The sequence below is a fragment of the Butyrivibrio sp. YAB3001 genome, from assembly GCF_900112195.1.
In the GTDB taxonomy this organism is placed as follows: domain Bacteria; phylum Bacillota; class Clostridia; order Lachnospirales; family Lachnospiraceae; genus Butyrivibrio.
Genome location: NZ_FOKR01000016.1, coordinates 18,512 through 39,528, shown reverse-complemented (window position 1 = coordinate 39,528; position 21,017 = coordinate 18,512). Strand labels below are relative to the sequence as shown.

Here is a 21,017-nt window from a genome sequence, read left to right as displayed (position 1 = left end):
CATGAAGCAGTTCAAATTCACATTTTCTTATAGGTGCTTTTTATCATCCACTCATAGGCTTTTATAAGCTCATTTGGTGTCTTTAATTTCTGTACCGGAAGCACGTAATTTTGAGTAGTTCCAAATAAATCAGTAGCAATTCCCCTGCTTTTTACAGAATATCCTATCACAATTGTAGGAACACTACAGCTATATGCAGCAATTGTCGAATGTGTTCTTGCTCCCACAAAAAAGCTGCACTTTGATATATAGCCCTTTAATGTGGTAGCAGATGCATCATCAATAAGAGTAACGCGCCCTGTCTCCTTAAATTCATCATAAAGGCTCTTAAGCGGTATCCTGTCATCATTATTAGCCCATACAACATGTGGAATAAGCGCTACATTCTGGCCTGTTTCATCAAGGATATAGCTTATAAAGTTCCTGTAGTTTAATAAAGTTATCCCCGGAACATTTTCTTTTGCCTGGACCATGGGACTTAAGTTTATTCCAACAGTGTTATCAGGTAAAAAATTATCCGGCAGCTTAACACTATCCGTCACAAGTTCAAACGCAGGATCATTTCTAAGCACTAACTTTTCACCGGCAATACCCGCATCAAGCAAAGCATTATAGGTAATCGACTCCCTTGCATATATCCTGGAATATGCCTTAAGGTCAGAAACAAGTGCCTTAGATTTAAGTGAATCGGGTTCAATTGAACAGCCCCACAAAACTGTCTCGAAACCTTTTCCTCTAAAAACATTGTGGGCAAGAATAAGATCTTCAACCATCTCGGGATAGCAATAATTATCGCCTCCAATGGAGACAGCCAATGGTCTTTCAGCTTTAAAGCCAGGGTGCTTTCCCTTATAGGATTTAAGTTCCTGTTCATATACCTTAAAGGCATCTTTATATTTAAATCTCAAAAACGATTCTCTGTCACCGCTTATCTTCCTGTAACCATAATAAAATACATGCGGAAGGAACTCCCTGTCTATATGCCTGTCCTCAACAAGACGACACAGTCCTTTCTTTTCCAGCGCAGAAAGAGAATATTTTCTATCTTCTGCCACGCTGTTTGTGACCACAATTACCGGAATATGAGTATCTACACCGGCATCTTTTCTCTTTCTCTCAATCATCTTGATGGTACTGTTGGCAATAGCTTCACAGCCATGATTGCCGGAACCTGCATGCATATATAAAATAATTGGTCTGTTCAGATCCATGTCTTTCCCTCAAAAAAATTTTTTCATCAAATTATACACCCTTATGCTTTGCATATAGCCTCACATAAGCATCGGGATTTATCTTAAGAAGCAGCACCTTAATCTTATGTCCTGTAGATAGTGCTGCAAAAACGCCGCGCCTTTTAAGCGCATGTTCAATCTGTTCCCTTGACTTCTTTATCGCCAGTTCGTCAAGCTCCTTATTCCTGTCTCCCTTTTGCACAGCAACTTTACCTATTACCAAAAGAGCTGTCAAAATCTGTGAAACAGAAACACTTACCATCGAATAAGTCGATAAATTTTTTCTCACGGATAAAAGCTTCTTTTCAGCGCTTCTCCAGCACTTTAGCTGATCCAGATAACTTTCTTTAAAAGCACTGTTCATAGCCCCATTATCGTTGTCGCTATAATAATAATCGCCGCTTGAAATGCATCTTATTCCTCGTTTTTTTCCAACATAGATACCAAAGTCAATAAGAAACAGAAGATCCTCACCTATAGTCAGCTTTTCCTGAAACTTTATTCTGCCCTCTTTAAGCGTCACGCGGTCAAAAAGTTTCCCCCAAACATGGGTATTCTCATTTAAAACAGAGTTTTCTATATAATTAAATCCGCTTATTTTCTGAGATGAAACATAGCTTCTGTTCTCATCGACCAAGACTGTGCTCTCATCTGAATGCTTTACCAGCTTGCTCAAGTAGTTTTCTGACACATGATCATCTGAATCAACAAAAACCACAAATCTTCCCAAAGCCTCATTTATTCCCACATTTCTGGCAAAAGAAACTCCATGATTTGAAATATGTTTAACCTTTATCCTGTGAAGTTCATCTTCCACAGAAAGCTTGTCGCACAGCTCAGAACTCCCATCAGTTGAGCCATCATCAATCAATATGATTTCAAACTCCTTGGGATCTATATTTTTTTGGTTAAGGCACGAATGTACGCATCTTTCCAGTGTACTCTCTGCCTGATAAACCGGAATAATAACACTTATCAGTAAATGGTCCATTCTTCCCTTTCCACACCTGTCACTGTTCCCAGATTATAGTGTGTAGCATAAAAGTGATTTATCCAATAATCTCTGTCTTTTTCTATATCCATTCTATAGGCTGAGGAAAACCTTGTCTCCCATTCAGGTCTAAGAAGCGGCGCTGTAACATCTCTTGCTCCCTGTTCCTGCAGCTGCGCAAAATAGGCATCTCTTTCCTTAAACTCACGATTTATGCGAGCCATATTTGCCCCATCTTCAAAATAGCTCAAAACAAAGAATAGTCCAATTCCTACTGCAACTGAAGTTAATATGGTCTGTATCATCTTATCATTTATTTCAGCTACCTGTGACAAACCATTAGCAACACCTATTGTAAGGAAAATAAAGGCGCCAAAAAATGTTCTAAGCTCTGAATATGCAACAGCAATAAGTACATACGATACCGCAAAAAACAAGAATATAAACAGAGCAAATGCACTGTATTTTTGAGTAAAGCTCTTTACGCTGTCTCCATAATAAAAAAGTACAACAGCAATAACTGCTGCTATCAAGAGAAGCAGAAAATAGTTATCCCTTATCACATTCGTAATCTTGAGAAACCTGGCAGCATAGGCAAGTAATCCGGTATGCTCTTCAGTCATAGTATCGACTCTTCCATAATTTCCCGGAGAAGCAATAAGCATTACAAATCCAATAAGGCACCCCACCAATCCTGAAATGCTCCAGGGTTTAAAGGATTTTTTGCCTGTTTTAAATCTATGGGCAATAAGCTCAATAATAACGAATAAAATAACGCCACCGGAAGTATTCTCATTACACCATCCTGAGACTATTCCCCACAGGAACATTCCCACAATAGAAATCTTGCCAAGCTTTATCTTTTCATGCATTCCAAGTCTGTAAACTGTAACAAAACCCGTCATGATCGTCGCTGTAAAAAGATAATTGCAGGCGCCGTCTTCCCAGAAGACAGTGTCTCCTATAGCCGGATCACAAAACCACAGAATTGCCAGAATAAAGCCATAGAGTCTGACATCATATTCCTTTCTGTTATAAACATTAAGGTAAATAAGAACAGAAAGTGTAAGAAATACAGCTGCAGCTACAAAATCATAAACTATCTTATTCCTGCCATATAGTAAAAACCTGAGCATGATATGCGCCACACTTCTACCTGTGTGATGTAAATAGTGCTCAACCTCCTGAGCAAATAAGTCCTTGATTCCTGCAGCTTTTTGAACTTCATCAAGATATACTATGTCATCCGATAGCGCCGGTGTGAGATACTCAAAGACAAATACCGCCATAAAGCATATAACCAGCATCACATAGAATATTCTTTTCCTAGCAGTTTTTGACATAATACTTCCTCTTCCAAAAATCTCCCAGATAAACTCCTAAAATCGGGAGAAGAAAATTTCTTCCAATATAAACCGAAACGAATGTTGCCTCAACAATGCTATAAATCGATATCGCAAGGATAAGTATCAGTGTCCATATATCCATATGCTTATAGCAAAGGTAAATAAAAAAGATCAAAAGCAGACAGATCAAAACTCCCGGTATGATTCCATACCAGTAAAAGATTCGTACCCATCCCATATCAAAATATTCTTCGCTAAGTCTGTCTGAAAAAAGCTTCCATGTTTCAAGCGCGCCTGCATGTCTGTTATTTGCACGATACAGATTGTGCAACCTGTTGTTAAGAGCTGCATCCAGCTTATATACAAAAACATAATACTCTGTATCCCAGTAATACCTTGGGATGTAGCTTGCTCCTGCTGCCCATGCTGAAAAAACCGCGCAGAGAACTGGCGTCACAATTCCTGTAGCTATAAAAGTCCACATTTTTTCAAAAAGCCTTGAAATAAAACGTGCCAAAAATGCTATGACAAAAGTAAAAATACCTATAGCAAACGCAGTTCTCGATACAGTGATCTTATATAGTCCCACAATAGCTGCAAGAAGTATCAGATACTGCCATATCCTGGCCTTTTTGCCATAAAGCCACAGCCAAATGAGCATCAGTGCAAAAGCACTTCCCCACAAAGTATTAGGATGGCCAAAGCCAAATGCATATCTAAGCTCAGTGCCCTCTTCTCTTCCGTAATCAGCAATAACACTTACGCTTCCCATTATATTCAATACGGAAAGAAGCGCTATCACCGAAAAACCTGCCAGTGTCGTATAAAATATACCTTTCATGGTGGTTCTTAAATCTATGTTCTTAGCAGACATAACAAAGACTGCAAACCTAAGCAGATCATTTTTGCCGTTAATCCTATAACATATAAAAGTAAAGAGCAGTACTACCGCTATGATGCTCCATTCCTTTTTATCGTGAGGAATAAGCAAAAGCGCTGCAAAGGTTATAGCAAAAGTCAGCCTGAAAACATAGCTCTCAAAAGGAACTGATAATGCACTTTTTTCAACGATCATCAGCACAAGTTCAATTCCAAGAGCTATATAAAAAAGAACATTAGCGCTCTGTATTCTTTTTTCAATTGTAAAAAAATCCATTAACTCTTTTATCTTATTCTTCATAATCCGTCTTTAAGCCATTCGATCTATCTTTTGAAAAGAATGCGCTTAATCTTGTGATATGCCTTTCTTATAAATCTTCCGACTGTGATATCAAATTTATGATAAATTCTGGAAAAAGCAGTTATTGGAGGCATCACAAGATACTCATAATCAGACAGATGTTCACGCAGATAATCCGGAAAGCTCTCATCTATTTCAGTGCGCTCAAATCTGGCATCACGTCCAAATATATCCTGTCCAAGAACAAGTCTGTCCATTGTCTCTGCAAGGATTTCTCTGTCGTTGTACTCCTGATGAGCTGCTGCCTTGACCTTAACTCCAATTCTTTTCGCAGGATTGGTCTCATTTTGGCCGCCCATATATCCAAAATGCCATCCCCCGTCAGAAACTCTGACAGATCTGGAATCATCCGTCTTAACAAGGTCACGAAGCCTTACAATTCCCTCCTTGGGAATATTGTCAATGCTTGTAATCTTCGTGCCAAGCCACTTTCTATCACCTTCCTGAATATTAGGAAAATCTCCTGTAATTGATAAAAGCTTACCTGACTTCTCCTCCATGTTTAAGAAAGCATAGAAATTTCTCTGAGCAAGATGATATACCTTTGACTTATCAAAATTCCTGATTATATCCTGAAGAACAACCGGATTAGGTATTTCATCCACATCTCCAAATATGATCACATCATCACTTGTTGCCCCAACCTCTTTAAGTCCGTCAATAAGGCAATTTTTTTGGAAATAATCCCTCTCATGTGTGACCGCTTTTATCGGTGTATCTCTGACGACAACATATGTGATCTTATCCAGAAAATCCTTGAATAATTCCTTGTTTTTCTCAAAACAAAGCTCTTTCTCCTCGCCGGAAAAAGTCATAGTTGCTTCTTCTATAATAAATTTATCCACATAGGGGTCCAATATATTAAGCCTTAGCTTTAATATGTCAACCTCATTAAAAAAAGGGACACAGTCAATAACCATGATTGTAACCTCTTGTTCTTGTATTTTCAAAATACATGTTCATAAGACGCATATATTCTGTCTGTAAAACACATCTGTTAAAAGCGTTTATACCCGCTTTAATAATCTTTTTATGCAAACCTTGATATCATGCTTGATAGCCGACTTTATCAGCAAACTATAGGCATTACCTGAAAGCATAAGTTCATGAACAAACGCATCTTCCTCCGGTGCCCACTTAGGAAGCTCCTTTTTAGCATATTCAGCATAAAAGGGTAATTCCATTATTGCTTTCAAGAAAGTCTTTTTATCTCCCAGCTTAATACCCGAGTATATAAGGCTCTTTACTCCGATTGCACAGGTAAGAGTCTTCCTGCGCCTCAAAATATCTTCATAATCATTAGGAACAGCTTCTCTGCTCCACTTTGAGACATACTTGTCAAAAAATCCCCATGCAGTTATCTGATCCGGCATGAACTCTTTGTGATAATTTCCGGTAAGCCCATTTGAATTCTGACGATAATAATACAGACACTCATCAAGATAGACAATACTCTCTGCCTTATCAATAAATTCCGCAGTCTGCAAAAGGTCCTCACCATGATTTAAAGAAATCCCGTCAAAACTATCTGTACCTAGCACAAGCTCTCTTCTTACACATTTATTCCACATAGCATTGAGTGCATCGGAAGAACTCATAATATCATAAAAAACTCTTTTTTCCGTGGAATCATATAATTTATGCTCTGTAAAAGGAAATTTAAACAGCTTATCTTTCCTATCAACAAAATCCGCAGCATTATACACAATAATATCAGGTGTTATGCCCTTATCATACCATTCATCAATAGTTTTCGAAAGCCTCGGGATGGCATCAACAGACAGTTCATCATCAGAATCTGCAAAAATAAGCCAGTCGCCCTTGGCATACTTCATTCCTTCTCTTCTGGCCCTGAAAGGACCTGTCTTGCCCACATGGAAAGCTTTGATAAAGCTATATTTTTCAGCATATTTATCGCATTTTGCATAGCTTCCATCGCTGGATCCATCTTCTATCAAAAGAACTTCAAAATCCACTGTTCCAGTCTTGGAAGCAGCTTCAATAAATGATCTCAGAGCATTATCTATATATTTTTCAGCATTATACACAGGAATAATTATAGAAAATCTCATTGTATATTATGCTCCCGTTTCCATTTTTCGGTATGTCTCCAGAAAAGAAATGGTCTAATAGCCATTTTTATGCGCTTTTTAGGGCTGTAAAACCTGGGATAATTCTCATTTTCTCCCCACCACTTGTGGAAAACAAATGGTTCAACTCCCTTGTTCTCAGGAAGCGGATGTTCACGCCCAAATTGGACTGCAACTTCAAGTGGTGCCCACCTAAGCCCTGCATCTTCCATTACATTTTTGGAATGGCAGCACAAGAAGATATCTTCGTTGAAAAATCCATCATAAACTTTAACCCACTCAAGATTATGTTTCTTAGGAAACTCCATAAGCCTTTTAGACCTAATGGATACAGAATTACCAACCCTGCAAATCTGACCCTTACTATCTCTGTACGCATAATCATTCTTGGGCAATGGCCATGGCGACCCAATATAATCATAATCTAAAAATTCATCCCTCCAGTTTTCAGGATGAATAACAAATCCATCTGCATGGACTATAAGCGCAAAATCAGTTTTAATATGCTCGTATAGTTCATAGGTCATTTTATAATTAAACTTATCAATATTATCAAGCTTGTCAGTATATGAAAATCTGATATCCTTAGGCAGGTAAAAGGGCTTCTTGTGTGAGATAAGCACTGCATCACCAAACTCAATCCCTTGCATGCTGTACTTCATAGCCTGAACCGTCTCATATACATCAACACTGGTCATGGCAACCAGTGTCACCCTGGGAAGCTTTATCTTTTCCTTATTATTCATATAGATACTTATATTTCCTCATCTGTGCATATATCACTTCTCGCACCCGCTCTATTATAGCATTATCATAGCCAAATGCTCTACCTAGATATTCTTCAAACAATTCTACTATTGTATTCACCTTTCAATCTTTATCCAAAAATCATCCTCAGCCATTCTGCCATTAGTCTTTTCAATGATCAGAATGGGATCATAAAATGGTATCTCCAAAGCCTCTAACATTATTTTCATTTTATCTCTGGATCTGGGAAAACATCTGGATTCTATAAATTCCTCATAATCCTCAAATGTTGGTGATTCATTTACGCCAAAAGCTCTAAACATCAGATTTTTAGCATAATTCTTTATTCTGACTATTCTCTTGACCTCGTCAATATCTATAACTGTACACAAAGAATCTTTATAGTAATAGTACATGCGAAGTGGCAGCTTCTTTTCCGGAAGAGAAAGCTCCTGAGCAATCTCCGGGTGTAGCATTATAATCTGCTGAAGCAATGCTACGGGGCCGGTTATATCCTTATCCCCCATTTCCCACCTCTCAACAGTCGGTTTAGACACACAAATAAACTCAGAAAATTCCCTCTGAGTCATCCCAAGTCTTGACCTAATATCCTTAATTCCCTGTGCAGTTATTGAATTCGGTGTAACATAATGTTTCTGCATAATTAAATACCCCATCTTAAAACAATTAAACCATCAAAATGATGGTATGTAAAGGTGTTTTTACCATTATTTTGATGGTTTATGATAGTTATTTATTATGCGTGGAACACTTTTATCAAACCGGTTCTGCGTTCAATGCTTCGCCATATCTTTCTTCCCATATAAAGTGTATAAAGGTATCTAGCACGCAAGTTTTGAAAGAAAACCTTGATTTCACCCGGCCTTTTATTTAATTGCCTATAGGTTGATGATTTCTTTTTGTATTCATCAAGCTCTTTTCTACATTCCTCGGGTGTAAAAATATTGCCCTTTCTGTCCATATAATGGAAACAGCTGTAAATATTCTGCTCAGATGCCCAATATCCATCAGAAACATTATGTCTGGCCCAGTATTTAGGTGCTATGGCATATTGCAATTCATCACTTGTAAGAGCAGGAAAAACAGCAAATGAAGAATTAGACAAAAGCAGATATCGGGCATTCTTGATGGTAACATAGTCTTTGCCTATATCATTTCTAACAGCTTTAACTTCAGGTAGAATCTTATACGCTGCAGAGACATCATCCGTTACTGCAAGGAACTCCATATCAGGACGTATCTTTCTCATCTGCCTGATTCCGTGAATCCAATAACTTCTATCGAGCCAAAGTTCAGGTGAATTGGAATAATCTCCACATCTTAAATGAATGATACAAAGATTGTCTTTAGTATATTCATGCGAATCATATTCAGGTTTTATCTTAAGCCAATCCTTAAGCCTGTCTCTATATTTCTCAAAATACGCTTCAGCCTGAAGATTTCCATACATAAGTGTATTATCCTGTATATTCTTAAATTCAGGATCAATACCACTTACATATGCCCCATGTGTCATATCATGTTTAGAATTTCCAAGATATAATCTATTATCATTATCTTCGAAAATAGTATATTTTGATTTATCTTCCTCAGGAATTTCTTTTCCAAGGTCTATATCCATAAAATACATTCCAGTATCAGAATGCATATTATTGGCGAGCCCCTTAGGATTAATTATTCCATAATCAAACCCTTTTTCTTCTGCTACTGCTCTCATTGAAACATACCAAAAAAGCTGATTTCCCAGCCCAAAGCCATGTTCAAACTCAGTTCCTATCATAATTCTTATATCCTATCTTTTCGTAAATTAAGTAAAATCATCCCACGTTTGCTCTTGAATAATTTCATACTAAAAACCGCAATATATACATATTCCCGTGTTTTCATTCAAGAATACATATTTCACTGGATAATTGTCCGGCCATCAAGTGTGGTTTCCACAACCTTCTCATCCTTAACTTCATAGATGATGTCACAGTTTGCAATGGTATTAAGTCTGTGTGCGATTATCACCATTGTCTTTTTACCGTGGAAACCATTGATTGCCTCCATAACTGCTGCTTCGGTTTCATTATCAAGAGCGCTGGTTGCCTCATCAAAAACAAGAATCTCCGGATTGTGATAAAGAGCTCTTGCGATTCCAATACGCTGTCTCTGTCCGCCCGAGAGTCTGACGCCTCTGTCACCTATTGTAGTATCAAGTCCTTCAGGAAGTGTCTTTATAAAATCAGCAAGCTGAGCTTCTTCGCACACTTTCCATATTCTATCATCATCTATCTCGTCCGCATCGATTCCAAAGGCAATGTTATCTCTTATGGATTCATCCACAAGGTAAATTGACTGAGGAATATATCCTATCTGAGAAAGCCAGGATTCATAATTGCTAAAGATATTGCTGCCATCACAAAGTATTTCTCCTGACTGTACATGAAGCAGTCCGAGCAAAACGTCTACAATAGTAGATTTACCAGCACCTGAAGGTCCCATAATGCCCACAGACTTGCCCTTCGGCACTACCATATTAGCCTTGGTGAAAATATTTTTATCCGAATCAGGATATGCAAAAGTAATATCCTTAAGCTCAATCTTATTTTCAAGATGAAGAGCCGGACCTGCAATAGCAGCTCTTTCTGCTCTCATAGCCTTGTCTGTCTTCATGGACTCTGTAAGATTCTCATATACATAATCCAGAGAATACTGGTTATATGCAACTTCTGTGATATAGGTATTGATTCTGTTTGCCGATGGCATAATTCTTACAGCTGCAACACCAAATGCTGTGATCTGCGGAATAAGCAAAGATACATCGCCGCCTCTTAAGATATAGACAAGAATATATCCAAGAACCACAACCATGAAGACTGTCTCTATCATAAGTCTCGGAACGCTGTTAAGAACTGCATAATCCCTTGCTATATTTGCGCCAACTTTGCCTGACTCATAATAATTTCTGATAAAGAAATCCTGTCTGTTTAAAACCTTAACATCTTTAAGACCGTATATAGCCTGAATTCTCCACTTAGCAATCCTGGACTGTGTTTCCTGATTCTGTCTTCCAATGTCATTAAGCTTAGGCTTAAGTCCTTTTACACTTATGTAAGTCATTATCAGAAGAACCACGATCATAAGTACAGTGATTCCCCAGTTTACAAACAAAAGAACAATTCCAAGACAGGTAGATACTACAAGCTCAGTAGCAAGTGAGAGCATTGCAAGTATAAGTGTAAAAACCCTCGGGATATCACTGTCTGTAATTCTGAACACTGTCGGAATATCAGCGCCAAGATAATCCTCATATGGCCTGTTAAGGAATTCTCTCATAACGCGGCTAATCATATCGTTTCTGGCGCGGGCCACAAAGGTATTCTGCCTGTGTATCAGGAATAAAAGATACGCATTTTTAACAACGAATAATACGATCATGGTGATCAGAAGCGTCGCTGTAAGCTTGACATCATTAGTGATTCCTAGCGTATCAACAATCATCTGCAAAATCTCATGATCGGCTATAAATTCATTCAAAGCTTCCGGGTCCAATATTGTTGATACCACAGGCACCATCATTCCAACGCCCAGAGTTTCAAATAAACCTCCAATCAGTATAAGGACAGCTAGTATAACCAGCTGTCCTTTCTGTTTTTTATCAAAAATATAATTTATTTTCTTAAAAAGACTTACCTTAGCCGCTGAATTTCCAGCAGCCTCATTATTACTACTTGTATTACTCATATTAAATACTTTACCTAAATTTTATTCCTTACGCTTATTCTAGCCCCAACCAACTATAGCCTGCATTTCTAAAAAACTCTTTGCATCAAATGGCTATCTTGGTCATTCTGGCTGTATAGATATCATCCATTGCTCTGTCATTTATCCATTTCTCAGGAGCAATAACAATCTTGTTTGGATTATCATTAAGCCATGCTGCCCACCAGCTGAAAGAACTGTTCGCTATAATATGGTGTTTGCATCTGCTCATCAGTGTCATTTCTGCAATATCAGTATTAGCGTTCTCATCAAGCTCTACCACAAAGAAATTAGGTCCTCTGAAATGCTGTTTGCACCATTCCTTATCATCAGTAAAGATAAAGAATACTGCTCCCGGATACTGATTTCTTATCTTGTCTATTGCAGACTTATAATATTTCTCAGTACAGATGTTGTGAATATGGATATGCTCAGCATCAATATAATCTGTTCGTCTCACGTGAAGACTTACAGATTCACAGCACTCTATCTGCTGAAGAGTTGTCCAGCTCACACTGTCCTTCATGATTTCCTGCGGACGCTTCTCAAATGCATCCTTTATGCTGGCAATAACATCCTCATCTGGAAAATACTTATCACTCTGCCAATATCCCACAAGATATGCATTCTCTTTTTCCAGGATCCTTGGATCAAATATTCCTGACTCTTCGTCTATCCTAAAGGTCCGTCTTCCTGTAATCTTCCTACGGATGCGGCTCCAAAGATCCATCTTTGAATCAGTTATCTGAATTACCTCATCCTTGGTTGCTCTCTCATATTCTATTCCAAATCTGTCAAGAACAGGAATTCTAAGCTTGTCATCAATAAATCCTGTCTCGTCGTCAATCTTGACTTCCCTGCCAAGGTTCTTAAGTTGTAAATATAGCGCGTACTGGAACATCTGATTGCCCAAGCCGCCTTTTAGCTGAATGATTATCATAAAATGTCTACCCTCAAAATACTCTTAAAAACCACGTAGTAATGTCATTATACCCTACATAAAGACTATGTACAATTAGTATTGTGTCCTATATAAATGCAAATGCACTATTACCTAAACATATTCTCACACAATTTACAGTGTAGTTATGCATCTCCTATACAAACTCATTTATGATACTTTAATTGCTTCCATATCTCACTCACAGTCACATATGCCATCAGGATATATGCCCACACATATACAATCATTTCCACGTAGGTAAGCGTAGGATATGGATAAGTAAGCTTAAAATTTGTTAAAAATCCCCAAAGCATTGGTATAGCAAATACCATGGAATATATCGCCATTTCAATGCATCTTAAAACTTTTTCTTTTCCTGAAACACTATCATCATCTTCCTCAAGGAAAAAGATAATAAGCGGGATTGCAAGGTAACAGAGTGTGTATCTATAGGAATTATTGGAAAAGAATGTCATAATGCAACAGATAAAAAACATTCTCCTGTACTCGCTTTTTACTATACAGATCATAACAAGCATAAAAACAAAAAACAGAATCGGAACCAGGCGAAGTAATGTCGGTCTGTTTCCACCCAGTCCAAAATGCTCAAGAGTTGTATATGCAAGTCCTCTTATGCTCTGAATTCTTCCATATTTATCAACGCCAGTTGTGCTTCTGACATTAAAAAGCCACTGTTTAAAGCCGGTCATTCCTCCAAACAATGAAAATGGCGCAAAGAAAAGCACTATCCCATAACCAGTGAGCCTTGCAGCCTCTTTCCATCTCTTTTCCAAAAGATATAGTATTCCGAAAACTGCCGGATATATCTTAAAGCCGGCGCATATTGCTATCAGCAAAAGTGCAAACTCTCTGCTTGCGGCATTATCACTTTTTCTTAGTTTAATAGCTATTACAAGGAGCGCCATGACCAAAAGTGTGGAATTTGCAACAAACATTCCTCCTGCCATAAACGGAACAGAGAAAAGAAGTGTAAGAAAGAGCACTATATTCTTTTTCTTAGAATTATTGCCGTAGATGTAGATGCCGTATAAAAGAGCCAAGATCACTATAATACTGTAATAAAGTACAATAAGATTAAAATATGGAAGCTGCTCAATATCTTCAAGCTGCTGTGGCAATATTCCTTCTCTGGCTATCAGATGGTAAAAGAACGAGTACATCACATAGACCAAAGGTGGAAAACATCCGGCGAATGCGGGCGCTCTAAAATACAAATTTGCCCTGTCTGCAACAAAAGCAAGATGCATTGAAAAATCGCAGAACTTAAGATCGGTATTTTCCATAAGAAGCCAGTCTGATGCCTTTCCTCCAATCAAAAGTCCATATATCAAATATAAGGAAAACCCTATTATATTTATTCCAACAAAAATATTAAATGGATTGAGAATATTTTTAAATCTTTGCATTTCTATCGCCTTCATATCACATCATAGTCTTAGAAGATCGTTGCTCAATAATTCCTGTAAGTGAGGAATATCTGTGTATAAAAGAATCAAAAACAATATGATGACTATCAGTACAAACAGCATAAGCCCTTTTTCTTTATAGAGTTTTTCCGGAGCCTGCGCAGCCGAGTCCTCTTTAAAACTAATGAAAAGATAATAGCAGAACAATCCTATCATCACAGGCATAAGAATAATAAATTCCACTCGATATTTTATAAGAAATATTCCGGTAAATAGTGATGAGATCATAGCATAAAAGCACGCCATGCAAAGTAAAACTCTTTCGTCATAAAACTTAAAAGATTTTCTATATAAGGAAGCTGTGGACTTATCAGAAATCATCTTATACTCAGAAAATCTCTTAACATCCATAAGAAATGCGCCGCCAAACCAATAACCTAGGACTATACTCACAGGAGGAAAGAACACATCTGTGACAATAAACCATCCAATAAGAAGTCTGATCGCATTATTAACTGATTCTGACAATACATCAACTACAGGAATATCCTTGGTTCTTATAGGCTTCACATTATATAAGATTCCCATAACCCAAAGAAATATCTCCATCCATACAGCATTCTTTGCCCCGCTCACCCAGGCGCAGACAATTCCTGCTATGGTCAAAGCTGCGTACATGGCGTAGACCACACTCTTTTTTACATCATTTTCCACTACGCTTCTATGCTTTTTTATAGGATGGAATCTGTCAAATTCCGCGTCCAGCCACTCGTTTATAACATAATTTGCTGAAGCAATAAAACAAGTGGACAAAAATACAAAAATAAGTCGAAAGACAAAATCATGTGGGTAGCTTTTTATCAAAAGCTCAGCAAAAGCAACACCGGGCAAAATGAAAAGCTGTTTAACCCAATGATCAATTCTCATTATTCTTATATATTTTTTCATAACTAAACAAACACTCCAAAAGAACACACAATATTTCACCCCCAGAAAAGAAAGTGCTCTTTTTGATAATCATCAATGCATCTTAATATATAGTTGATTTCTTATACTCACTTTCATACCACTGCTGGAACATCAGAATATACCATATCTGTATTCGGTATATTCCCCGCTGTGTATAATCCTCCCAAATCCTTTTTACAATATCAGGATTAAGGATACCCTGAGACTTCACCTTGTTGTAATCAAGAAGGCTCTCTGCCCAGGCACGGAGTTTCGGCTCCAGAAGCCACTTTTCTATAGGAATTGAGAAACCTTTTTTAGGCCGGTCCATCAGTTCCTTAGGCACATACTTGTATAGTATACCTCTTAATACAAGTTTTCCCTTACCATTCTCCCTGAGATATTCAGTAGGAAGTGTCCATGCAAATTCAACAACATCTCTGTCAAGCATCGGAACTCTTGTCTCAAGAGAAACTGCCATGGCAGTTCTGTCAACCTTAACTAGAATATCATCAGGATGGTAAACAAGCATATCCATGAGCATACATTCATGATTTACTTCGCTCATGTAATCATTAGGAAGTTCTGTGTATTTGTAGGGAAGTGTTCCATCTTTAAGCGCAATATCCCATATTATTGGATCAGTTTCATGCTCCATTCTGTGTAGGTCACAAGGTCCTTTTGCTCCGAGTAAAGTTCCTTTTATCCTGTATATCTCTTTTTGGGCAAGAGGACTGTGAAGAACAATTGAGCTTACAGGTTTCCTGAGCCAATATGGAATGCCTCTCATCTTGCCCCAAATCCTGCTAATGGAATCATAAGAGGTATATCCGCAAAAAAGCTCATCTCCCGCATCACCTGAAAGAGAAACTGTAACATGTTCTCTTGTCATCTTGCTAACAAGATAAGTCGGAATCTGGGAAGAATCAGCAAAAGGTTCACCAAACATTGTAGAAAGCTTTGGAATAACGGCTTTTGCATCCTCTTCAGTAATGTATTTCTCTGTATGTGTCGTTCCCAGGTGCTTAGCAATCTCTGCCGCGATATCGGCTTCGTTAAAGGCTTTATCCTCCATACCGATTGTAAAGGTCTTGACCTTTCCCGGCGCGATCTGCTGCATAAGGGAAACTATCGTGCTACTGTCGATGCCCGCAGATAGAAATGCTCCAACAGGAACATCCGCAACCATCTGCTCACTGATTGATTCTTTTAATAATCTCTCAAGTTCGTCTGCTGCCTCTGCCCTGCTGCCCTTGAAAAGATTATCCTGCCCTTTTCTTGCTACTTCCTTCATTGACCAGTAGGTAGTAGTTTTCGTCTCAAAACTGTCGACATCTACTGTCATTATTGTGCCTGCTTCAAGTTTTTTTATTCCCTTGTAGATGGAATATGGAGCAGGAATATATCCTTCGGTAAAATAAATATCTAGTACATCAGTATTTATCTCATTATCAAAGCCATCTATAACTCTAAGACATCCAATATCTGAAGCAAAAGAAAAAGCTCCATCAACTATGCCGTAGTAGAGCGGTTTTTCCCCAACTCTGTCTCTGGCAAGCGTGACAGTATTTTTCTCCTTATCATAAACAGCTATACTAAACATCCCCTTGCTTAGTTTAAGTGTTTCCTCAATGCCATAAAATTCTATAGCCTCAAGTAAAACCTCTGTATCGGAGCTTCCTCTAAACTCAGATACCTTTCCTTCTTCCAAAAGACGATTTTTCAATAAACTATTGTTATAGATTTCTCCGTTATAAACCATAACAAGTCGTCCGCTATGAGAAGTCATTGGCTGTGCACCATTAGCAGAAAGATCCAAAATAGAGAGTCTTCTATGTCCCAAAGCCACTTTGCCATCATCACTTAAATAAATCCCACCAGCATCTGGTCCGCGATGAAGCATTCGCTCATTCATTTTATGTATATTCTCTTTTGTGTTTCTTTTATAGCCCAAAAGACCTGCTATTCCGCACATATGCCAATCCCCTTTAGTCACTTATTCTGCTTTAATGCTTGGTTGTATTCCTCAAATAACTTATTCCGATATTTGGGATTCAATGTTGCTTTTTTCACATCATCATCCCTACCATTCTCATAGAGCCAGCTATTTAAAGCTGTAATTGAATCAATTCCTTGTGAAACTCCCTTTTCAAAATTTTCCTCTGCAATAACCTGATATTGTTCCTCTGCTGTGCATTCTAAAGTACTCATATCAATTGCCTCCTGCCTGTTGGCGTTAAAAAAATCCCTGAGAATATTTTCATTGATACATTCATCAATTGCTATTCTAAAAGTGAATTATACTCATAATTATCAAGCAATTCTTTTTCAAGCCTTAAATATTCTGAGGCATTTTCCTTGGTAATACGGCCATACTGCTCATTTACTGCATTATCACTGGTAAAAGCATTATCAATTCCTGCTGAATGCTCGCACTCAGCAATCTTAACCATAATCCACTCATTTATCTTAGGACTATAATGCGCTACATCCCTGTAATTATCAAGATTTTCTGTAATATCTGTAAAAAGACTGAAGCTGTAAATATGAATGTTATCACACTCAAGCATCTGGTCTATGGCAATCTTCTTGTATGCAAGCATCTGATCCAAAGTTCCTTCGCTTTTAAGACTTCCCCAATAAGCCATTGAATATGGTGGAAAAAAGTAAAGGAATGTAGTCTCCGGATGTTCTTTTGCAAGAGAAACAACATTCTGTACCACATTTCCCGTAACCTTCTTAGCATCTTCATCTGAAGGTCCATAGACAATATCTGCTTCCGGAAAAGAACTGCTGCCCTGCAAAAAGCTAAGCGCTGCTGCCTTACTGTATGAGTTACTGTCTCCTGTATAGCTGTAGTCGTCAAAATCTGTATATCCGCCCTCTTTTCCAAGAAAGAACTTTGCAATCATAGGAAAAGTATAGTTTATAAGCACATCTCTGTTTAAAAGATATTTTACATCATCAAAAGGATTATTGTTAGTAAGCCAGGTAGGATACTCACCCATATCCTCTCTCAATATATCCTTATCCATCACAAGCTGAGAATAATCCAGTGGTCTAAGCACATACTTCAGCTCATGTCCTGACTTATAAGATACCTTTAGATTATCATTAAGCTCTTTATAAGTAGCACCTGAATATGGCAGCTTTACTGATTTTGTTCCCATAAGTTCATCAAAAAGCGATGTTCTGAAGTTTTCAGCCATTGAAGTTCCTGTTATTATCGAATCATAATCAAAAAAGCGGGTTATTCCATCATTTTGCGATCTCTGGTCATATATTCGATAAAAAAAACTCTTGCTCGGTGCTCTGTAGTGAAAAAACGGATCAGTCCCATAAACTATTCCCGAAATGAGAATAATAGAGCAAATAATCACTATTAAACTAAGTTTAAAAAATTTCTTTCCAGTCATAAAAACAATTTCCAATTAAATATCTTATTAACCAACTAGAATCTTTTATCAAAAAAATGCAGGATATTATTTTATATACAAACAATCTGATTAATTATAAATGAGTCCGTATGCTAAAAGTTGAAATACAAAAACGCTGATACTTTTCCCATGGAAACAATGCAAATCACAAGCAAAAGTGCTGTAACTATAAGGTTTGACACGTTTTTCTTGTATTTACATTCATAATTATTCGGAGCCCATAAAACAAGTCCAAGCGCAGCTGCCATTATCACAAAGGTTGAAAACACCAATGTCTGCATATCAGTCATTTCAACTCCGATCAAATTAAAGACATATCGTATCTTAGGTATCCTGAAATATTCCAAAACTTCTGTTCCAACATAGTAATAGGGAACAAACAGCCTTTTTAAAAGATCAGTAAACTGCTTGACACTGTCTGCCCTGAATAAAAGCCAGGTAACATTTATAAAGATAAAAGTCACTCCCCATTGTACAACTTTAAGAATAGTAGTCCACGCTTTACCAAGACGCATCCTTTCAAGCCCATTATAAATTCTTAGATAAATGCTATGTGTAAGCTTATTAAAGCACTGCCCCAATCCATGGATTATTCCCCATAGAATAAAAGTCCAATTTGCTCCGTGCCACAAGCCGCTCACAAGAAAGACAATCATAATATTTATATAAGTCCTAAGCTTACCTTTTCTATTTCCTCCAAGAGGTATATAAATATAAGTTGTCAAAAACCTGGTAAGTGTCATGTGCCAGCGTTTCCAGAAATCTGCAACAGAAAGAGCTTTGTAGGGCGAATTAAAGTTCATCGGAATCTTTAAATTAAACATAGCTCCTATTCCTGTTGCCATGTCACTATACCCACTAAAGTCGAAATAAATCTGAAAAGTGTACGCAAGCATCACAATCATGATTTCCCTCGGCGAAAGGGCATTTTCACCGGTAACATACAGTGCTGCTCTTGAAAAGCCATAATCCACTGCGTTTCCAAAAGTATCTGCTATAAGGATTTTCTTGGAAAGTCCTCTTGTAAACATCATAAGCCCTTTTGAAAGATTGTCATAATCGGGCTTTAATCTATTTTTATCCTTAAACTGTGGGATAAGTTCAGAATGCAGAACTATCGGACCTGCTACCAATTGTGGAAAGAATGCTACAAACAATGCATATTCAAGAAAAGAATAATCCTTTGTCTCACCCTTATATGAATCCACGATAAATGAAATCTGCTGAAAGGTAAAGAAACTGATTCCCAAAGGAAGCATTATATTTTTTAGCACAAAATCAGTTCCAAAAGCCGTATTTATATTACTTATGAAAAAATCATAGTATTTAAAGTAAAATATCAATCCTACATTAAAAACAATTCCAAGGACCAATAAGCATTTCCTGAGATTTGCTTTGGCTTTAGCCATTTTCTTGGAAAAGCAATAGTTGACGCAAATACTGACACAGATAATTGCCAGATATGATGGATTAAAGTAGCCATAAAACCAAAGAGACATACCTAAAAGGTATGCCTTAGCAATCCTGTCTTTTCCTAAATGATTAAAAAGAAAGTAAAATATAAGGGTTATTGGCAAAAAAAACAAAATAAAAATATAAGAATTAAATAACATCTACCCTTACCTGTTGTTTTTAACTATTTTTTCAAAATATCTTTCCCACTGCCTGTTAACAGCATCGGGACTGAATTTATTCTGGACATAAGTAGCATTTCTTCCGATACGCTCTGCAAACTGACTATCCTGAATAACTTTGAGGATAGCTTTCTTCATCGCTGTTCTATCTCCCACGGGCACAAGAATTCCATTCTCATTGTTATTAATGATATCCTTAGGGCCTCCACAGGGACAATCAGTCGAAATACATGGAAGTCCCAGACTCATTGCTTCCAAAAGAGCATTGGGCATGCCCTCCTGATATGAAGCCAGAATAAACAGCGAAGTTTTCTCTATATGCTCTGCCACATGTTCTACTGTCCCGGCAAATTCAACATACTTCTCAATTCCCTCGGTGACTGTAATCTCCCTGAGCATTGCTTTATCAGGACCATCGCCGAATAATTTCAGTTTGTAATCTTTGAATTTTCCGCTCTTTATTATATCCGAAAAAGCTTTTATGACAAGTGCCTGATTTTTATTGCTATCAAGACGCCCCACCATAACAATGCTCTTTTCCCTGTCTCCGACATATCTTGGCCTTATAAAAGACGGATTTATGGAATTTGGCAATATAAAGCATTTCTTTCTGATAAAAGGTGGAAAAAACTTAGCCGCATCTGTTGTCTGTACAACAACTCCGGCTGCTTTCCCGAAAGTAGCAAGCATTCCCGATTTTAAGGCAACAGTATCATATTCCATGTGCGGGTCTGCACGCACCGACACCACCACCTTATATCCTTCTTTGGTGGCTGTAGAAAGCGCCATGATATTATTTTTTCCAATGAAACTAAGAATAATATCAGGATTTATATCTTTCCAGATTTTCTTAAGCTTGTCACTTCGAAGCTTTAAATTCTGAGCTCTGGACTTTTGTTCTTCCTTAAGAAGCGCAGAAAAGACTCTGTCAATTCCACCTTTTTCACCACCGTTTGGGTCAACCCATACAGGATTCTCATCTGTATCACAGGCAAGGATTCCACCTTCTTTTCCTGCGGGGACAACCTTCCATGCTGCGTGTTCCACCTGATACTCTTCAGAGGCAAGATATGTAGTAACAAGCGTTATTTTATGCCCCTGACTGTGAAAAAACTGGGCAAGATTGACCATGACTCTCTCGGCGCCGCCTTTTTGAAGAGAGCCAATATACATCGCTATATGCATTTTCTTATTGTTTTTATCTACATTCATAT

18 protein-coding genes are annotated in these 21,017 nt (G+C 37.7%); all 18 read right to left on the bottom strand.

Features of this window, described 5'->3' with window-relative positions:
* Positions 1-17 precede the first annotated feature (17 nt).
* Positions 18-1,211, bottom strand: coding sequence for a polysaccharide pyruvyl transferase family protein (locus tag BM086_RS15275; RefSeq protein ID WP_092328619.1), 1,194 nt, complete (start codon positions 1,209-1,211; stop codon positions 18-20).
* Positions 1,212-1,242: 31 nt separating this feature from the next.
* On the bottom strand, positions 1,243-2,223 hold the full coding sequence (locus BM086_RS15270; protein ID WP_092328614.1) for a glycosyltransferase family 2 protein: 981 nt from the start codon (positions 2,221-2,223) through the stop codon (positions 1,243-1,245).
* A complete protein-coding gene (locus tag BM086_RS15265) occupies positions 2,208-3,566 on the bottom strand; it encodes a DUF3329 domain-containing protein (protein WP_092328609.1) in 1,359 nt (452 codons plus the stop codon). The genes BM086_RS15270 and BM086_RS15265 overlap by 16 nt, the downstream gene beginning before the upstream one ends.
* On the bottom strand, positions 3,550-4,749 hold the full coding sequence (locus BM086_RS15260; protein WP_092328605.1) for a hypothetical protein: 1,200 nt from the start codon (positions 4,747-4,749) through the stop codon (positions 3,550-3,552). Before BM086_RS15260 ends, BM086_RS15265 begins: the two co-directional genes overlap by 17 nt.
* Before the next feature lie 23 nt (positions 4,750-4,772).
* Positions 4,773-5,729 (bottom strand): glycosyl transferase GT17 family protein, encoded by a 957-nt coding sequence (locus BM086_RS15255; RefSeq protein WP_092328600.1) that lies wholly within the window; start codon positions 5,727-5,729, stop codon positions 4,773-4,775.
* An 87-nt stretch (positions 5,730-5,816) separates the two neighbouring features.
* The gene (locus tag BM086_RS15250) at positions 5,817-6,881 is read right to left on the bottom strand and encodes a glycosyltransferase family 2 protein (protein ID WP_092328596.1); all 1,065 of its coding nucleotides are present in this window, start codon (positions 6,879-6,881) and stop codon (positions 5,817-5,819) included.
* Positions 6,878-7,645: a DUF5672 family protein gene (locus BM086_RS15245; RefSeq protein ID WP_242952234.1), complete on the bottom strand. Its 768-nt coding sequence runs from the start codon at positions 7,643-7,645 to the stop codon at positions 6,878-6,880. The genes BM086_RS15250 and BM086_RS15245 overlap by 4 nt, the downstream gene beginning before the upstream one ends.
* A gap of 117 nt (positions 7,646-7,762) precedes the next feature.
* Positions 7,763-8,308 (bottom strand): helix-turn-helix domain-containing protein, encoded by a 546-nt coding sequence (locus tag BM086_RS15240; RefSeq protein WP_092328591.1) that lies wholly within the window; start codon positions 8,306-8,308, stop codon positions 7,763-7,765.
* A gap of 95 nt (positions 8,309-8,403) precedes the next feature.
* Positions 8,404-9,447, bottom strand: a complete 1,044-nt coding sequence (locus BM086_RS15235; protein ID WP_092328586.1) for a glycosyl transferase — start codon at positions 9,445-9,447, stop codon at positions 8,404-8,406.
* Between the two features lie 122 nt (positions 9,448-9,569).
* On the bottom strand, positions 9,570-11,396 hold the full coding sequence (locus BM086_RS15230; protein ID WP_092328581.1) for an ABC transporter ATP-binding protein: 1,827 nt from the start codon (positions 11,394-11,396) through the stop codon (positions 9,570-9,572).
* An 85-nt stretch (positions 11,397-11,481) separates the two neighbouring features.
* Positions 11,482-12,354 carry an alpha-1,2-fucosyltransferase gene (locus tag BM086_RS15225; protein WP_092328576.1) on the bottom strand — a complete coding sequence of 291 codons (873 nt, stop codon included), beginning with the start codon at positions 12,352-12,354 and terminating at the stop codon, positions 11,482-11,484.
* Positions 12,355-12,521: 167 nt separating this feature from the next.
* Entirely contained in the window at positions 12,522-13,784 is a 1,263-nt protein-coding gene (locus BM086_RS15220; protein WP_175560307.1) for a glycosyltransferase family 87 protein, read from the bottom strand.
* 21 nt (positions 13,785-13,805) lie between these two features.
* Positions 13,806-14,732, bottom strand: a complete 927-nt coding sequence (locus BM086_RS15215) for a UbiA family prenyltransferase (protein WP_092328561.1) — start codon at positions 14,730-14,732, stop codon at positions 13,806-13,808.
* A gap of 82 nt (positions 14,733-14,814) precedes the next feature.
* Positions 14,815-16,707: an asparagine synthase (glutamine-hydrolyzing) gene (gene asnB, locus BM086_RS15210; RefSeq protein ID WP_092328558.1), complete on the bottom strand. Its 1,893-nt coding sequence runs from the start codon at positions 16,705-16,707 to the stop codon at positions 14,815-14,817.
* 17 nt (positions 16,708-16,724) lie between these two features.
* A complete protein-coding gene (locus tag BM086_RS15205) occupies positions 16,725-16,943 on the bottom strand; it encodes a hypothetical protein (protein WP_092328554.1) in 219 nt (72 codons plus the stop codon).
* A gap of 71 nt (positions 16,944-17,014) precedes the next feature.
* Positions 17,015-18,148 carry a hypothetical protein gene (locus BM086_RS15200; RefSeq protein WP_092328549.1) on the bottom strand — a complete coding sequence of 378 codons (1,134 nt, stop codon included), beginning with the start codon at positions 18,146-18,148 and terminating at the stop codon, positions 17,015-17,017.
* Between the two features lie 113 nt (positions 18,149-18,261).
* A complete protein-coding gene (locus BM086_RS15195) occupies positions 18,262-19,782 on the bottom strand; it encodes an MBOAT family O-acyltransferase (RefSeq protein WP_092328545.1) in 1,521 nt (506 codons plus the stop codon).
* A 6-nt stretch (positions 19,783-19,788) separates the two neighbouring features.
* A complete protein-coding gene (locus BM086_RS15190) occupies positions 19,789-21,015 on the bottom strand; it encodes a glycosyltransferase (RefSeq protein WP_092328540.1) in 1,227 nt (408 codons plus the stop codon).
* Positions 21,016-21,017: the final 2 nt, after the last annotated feature.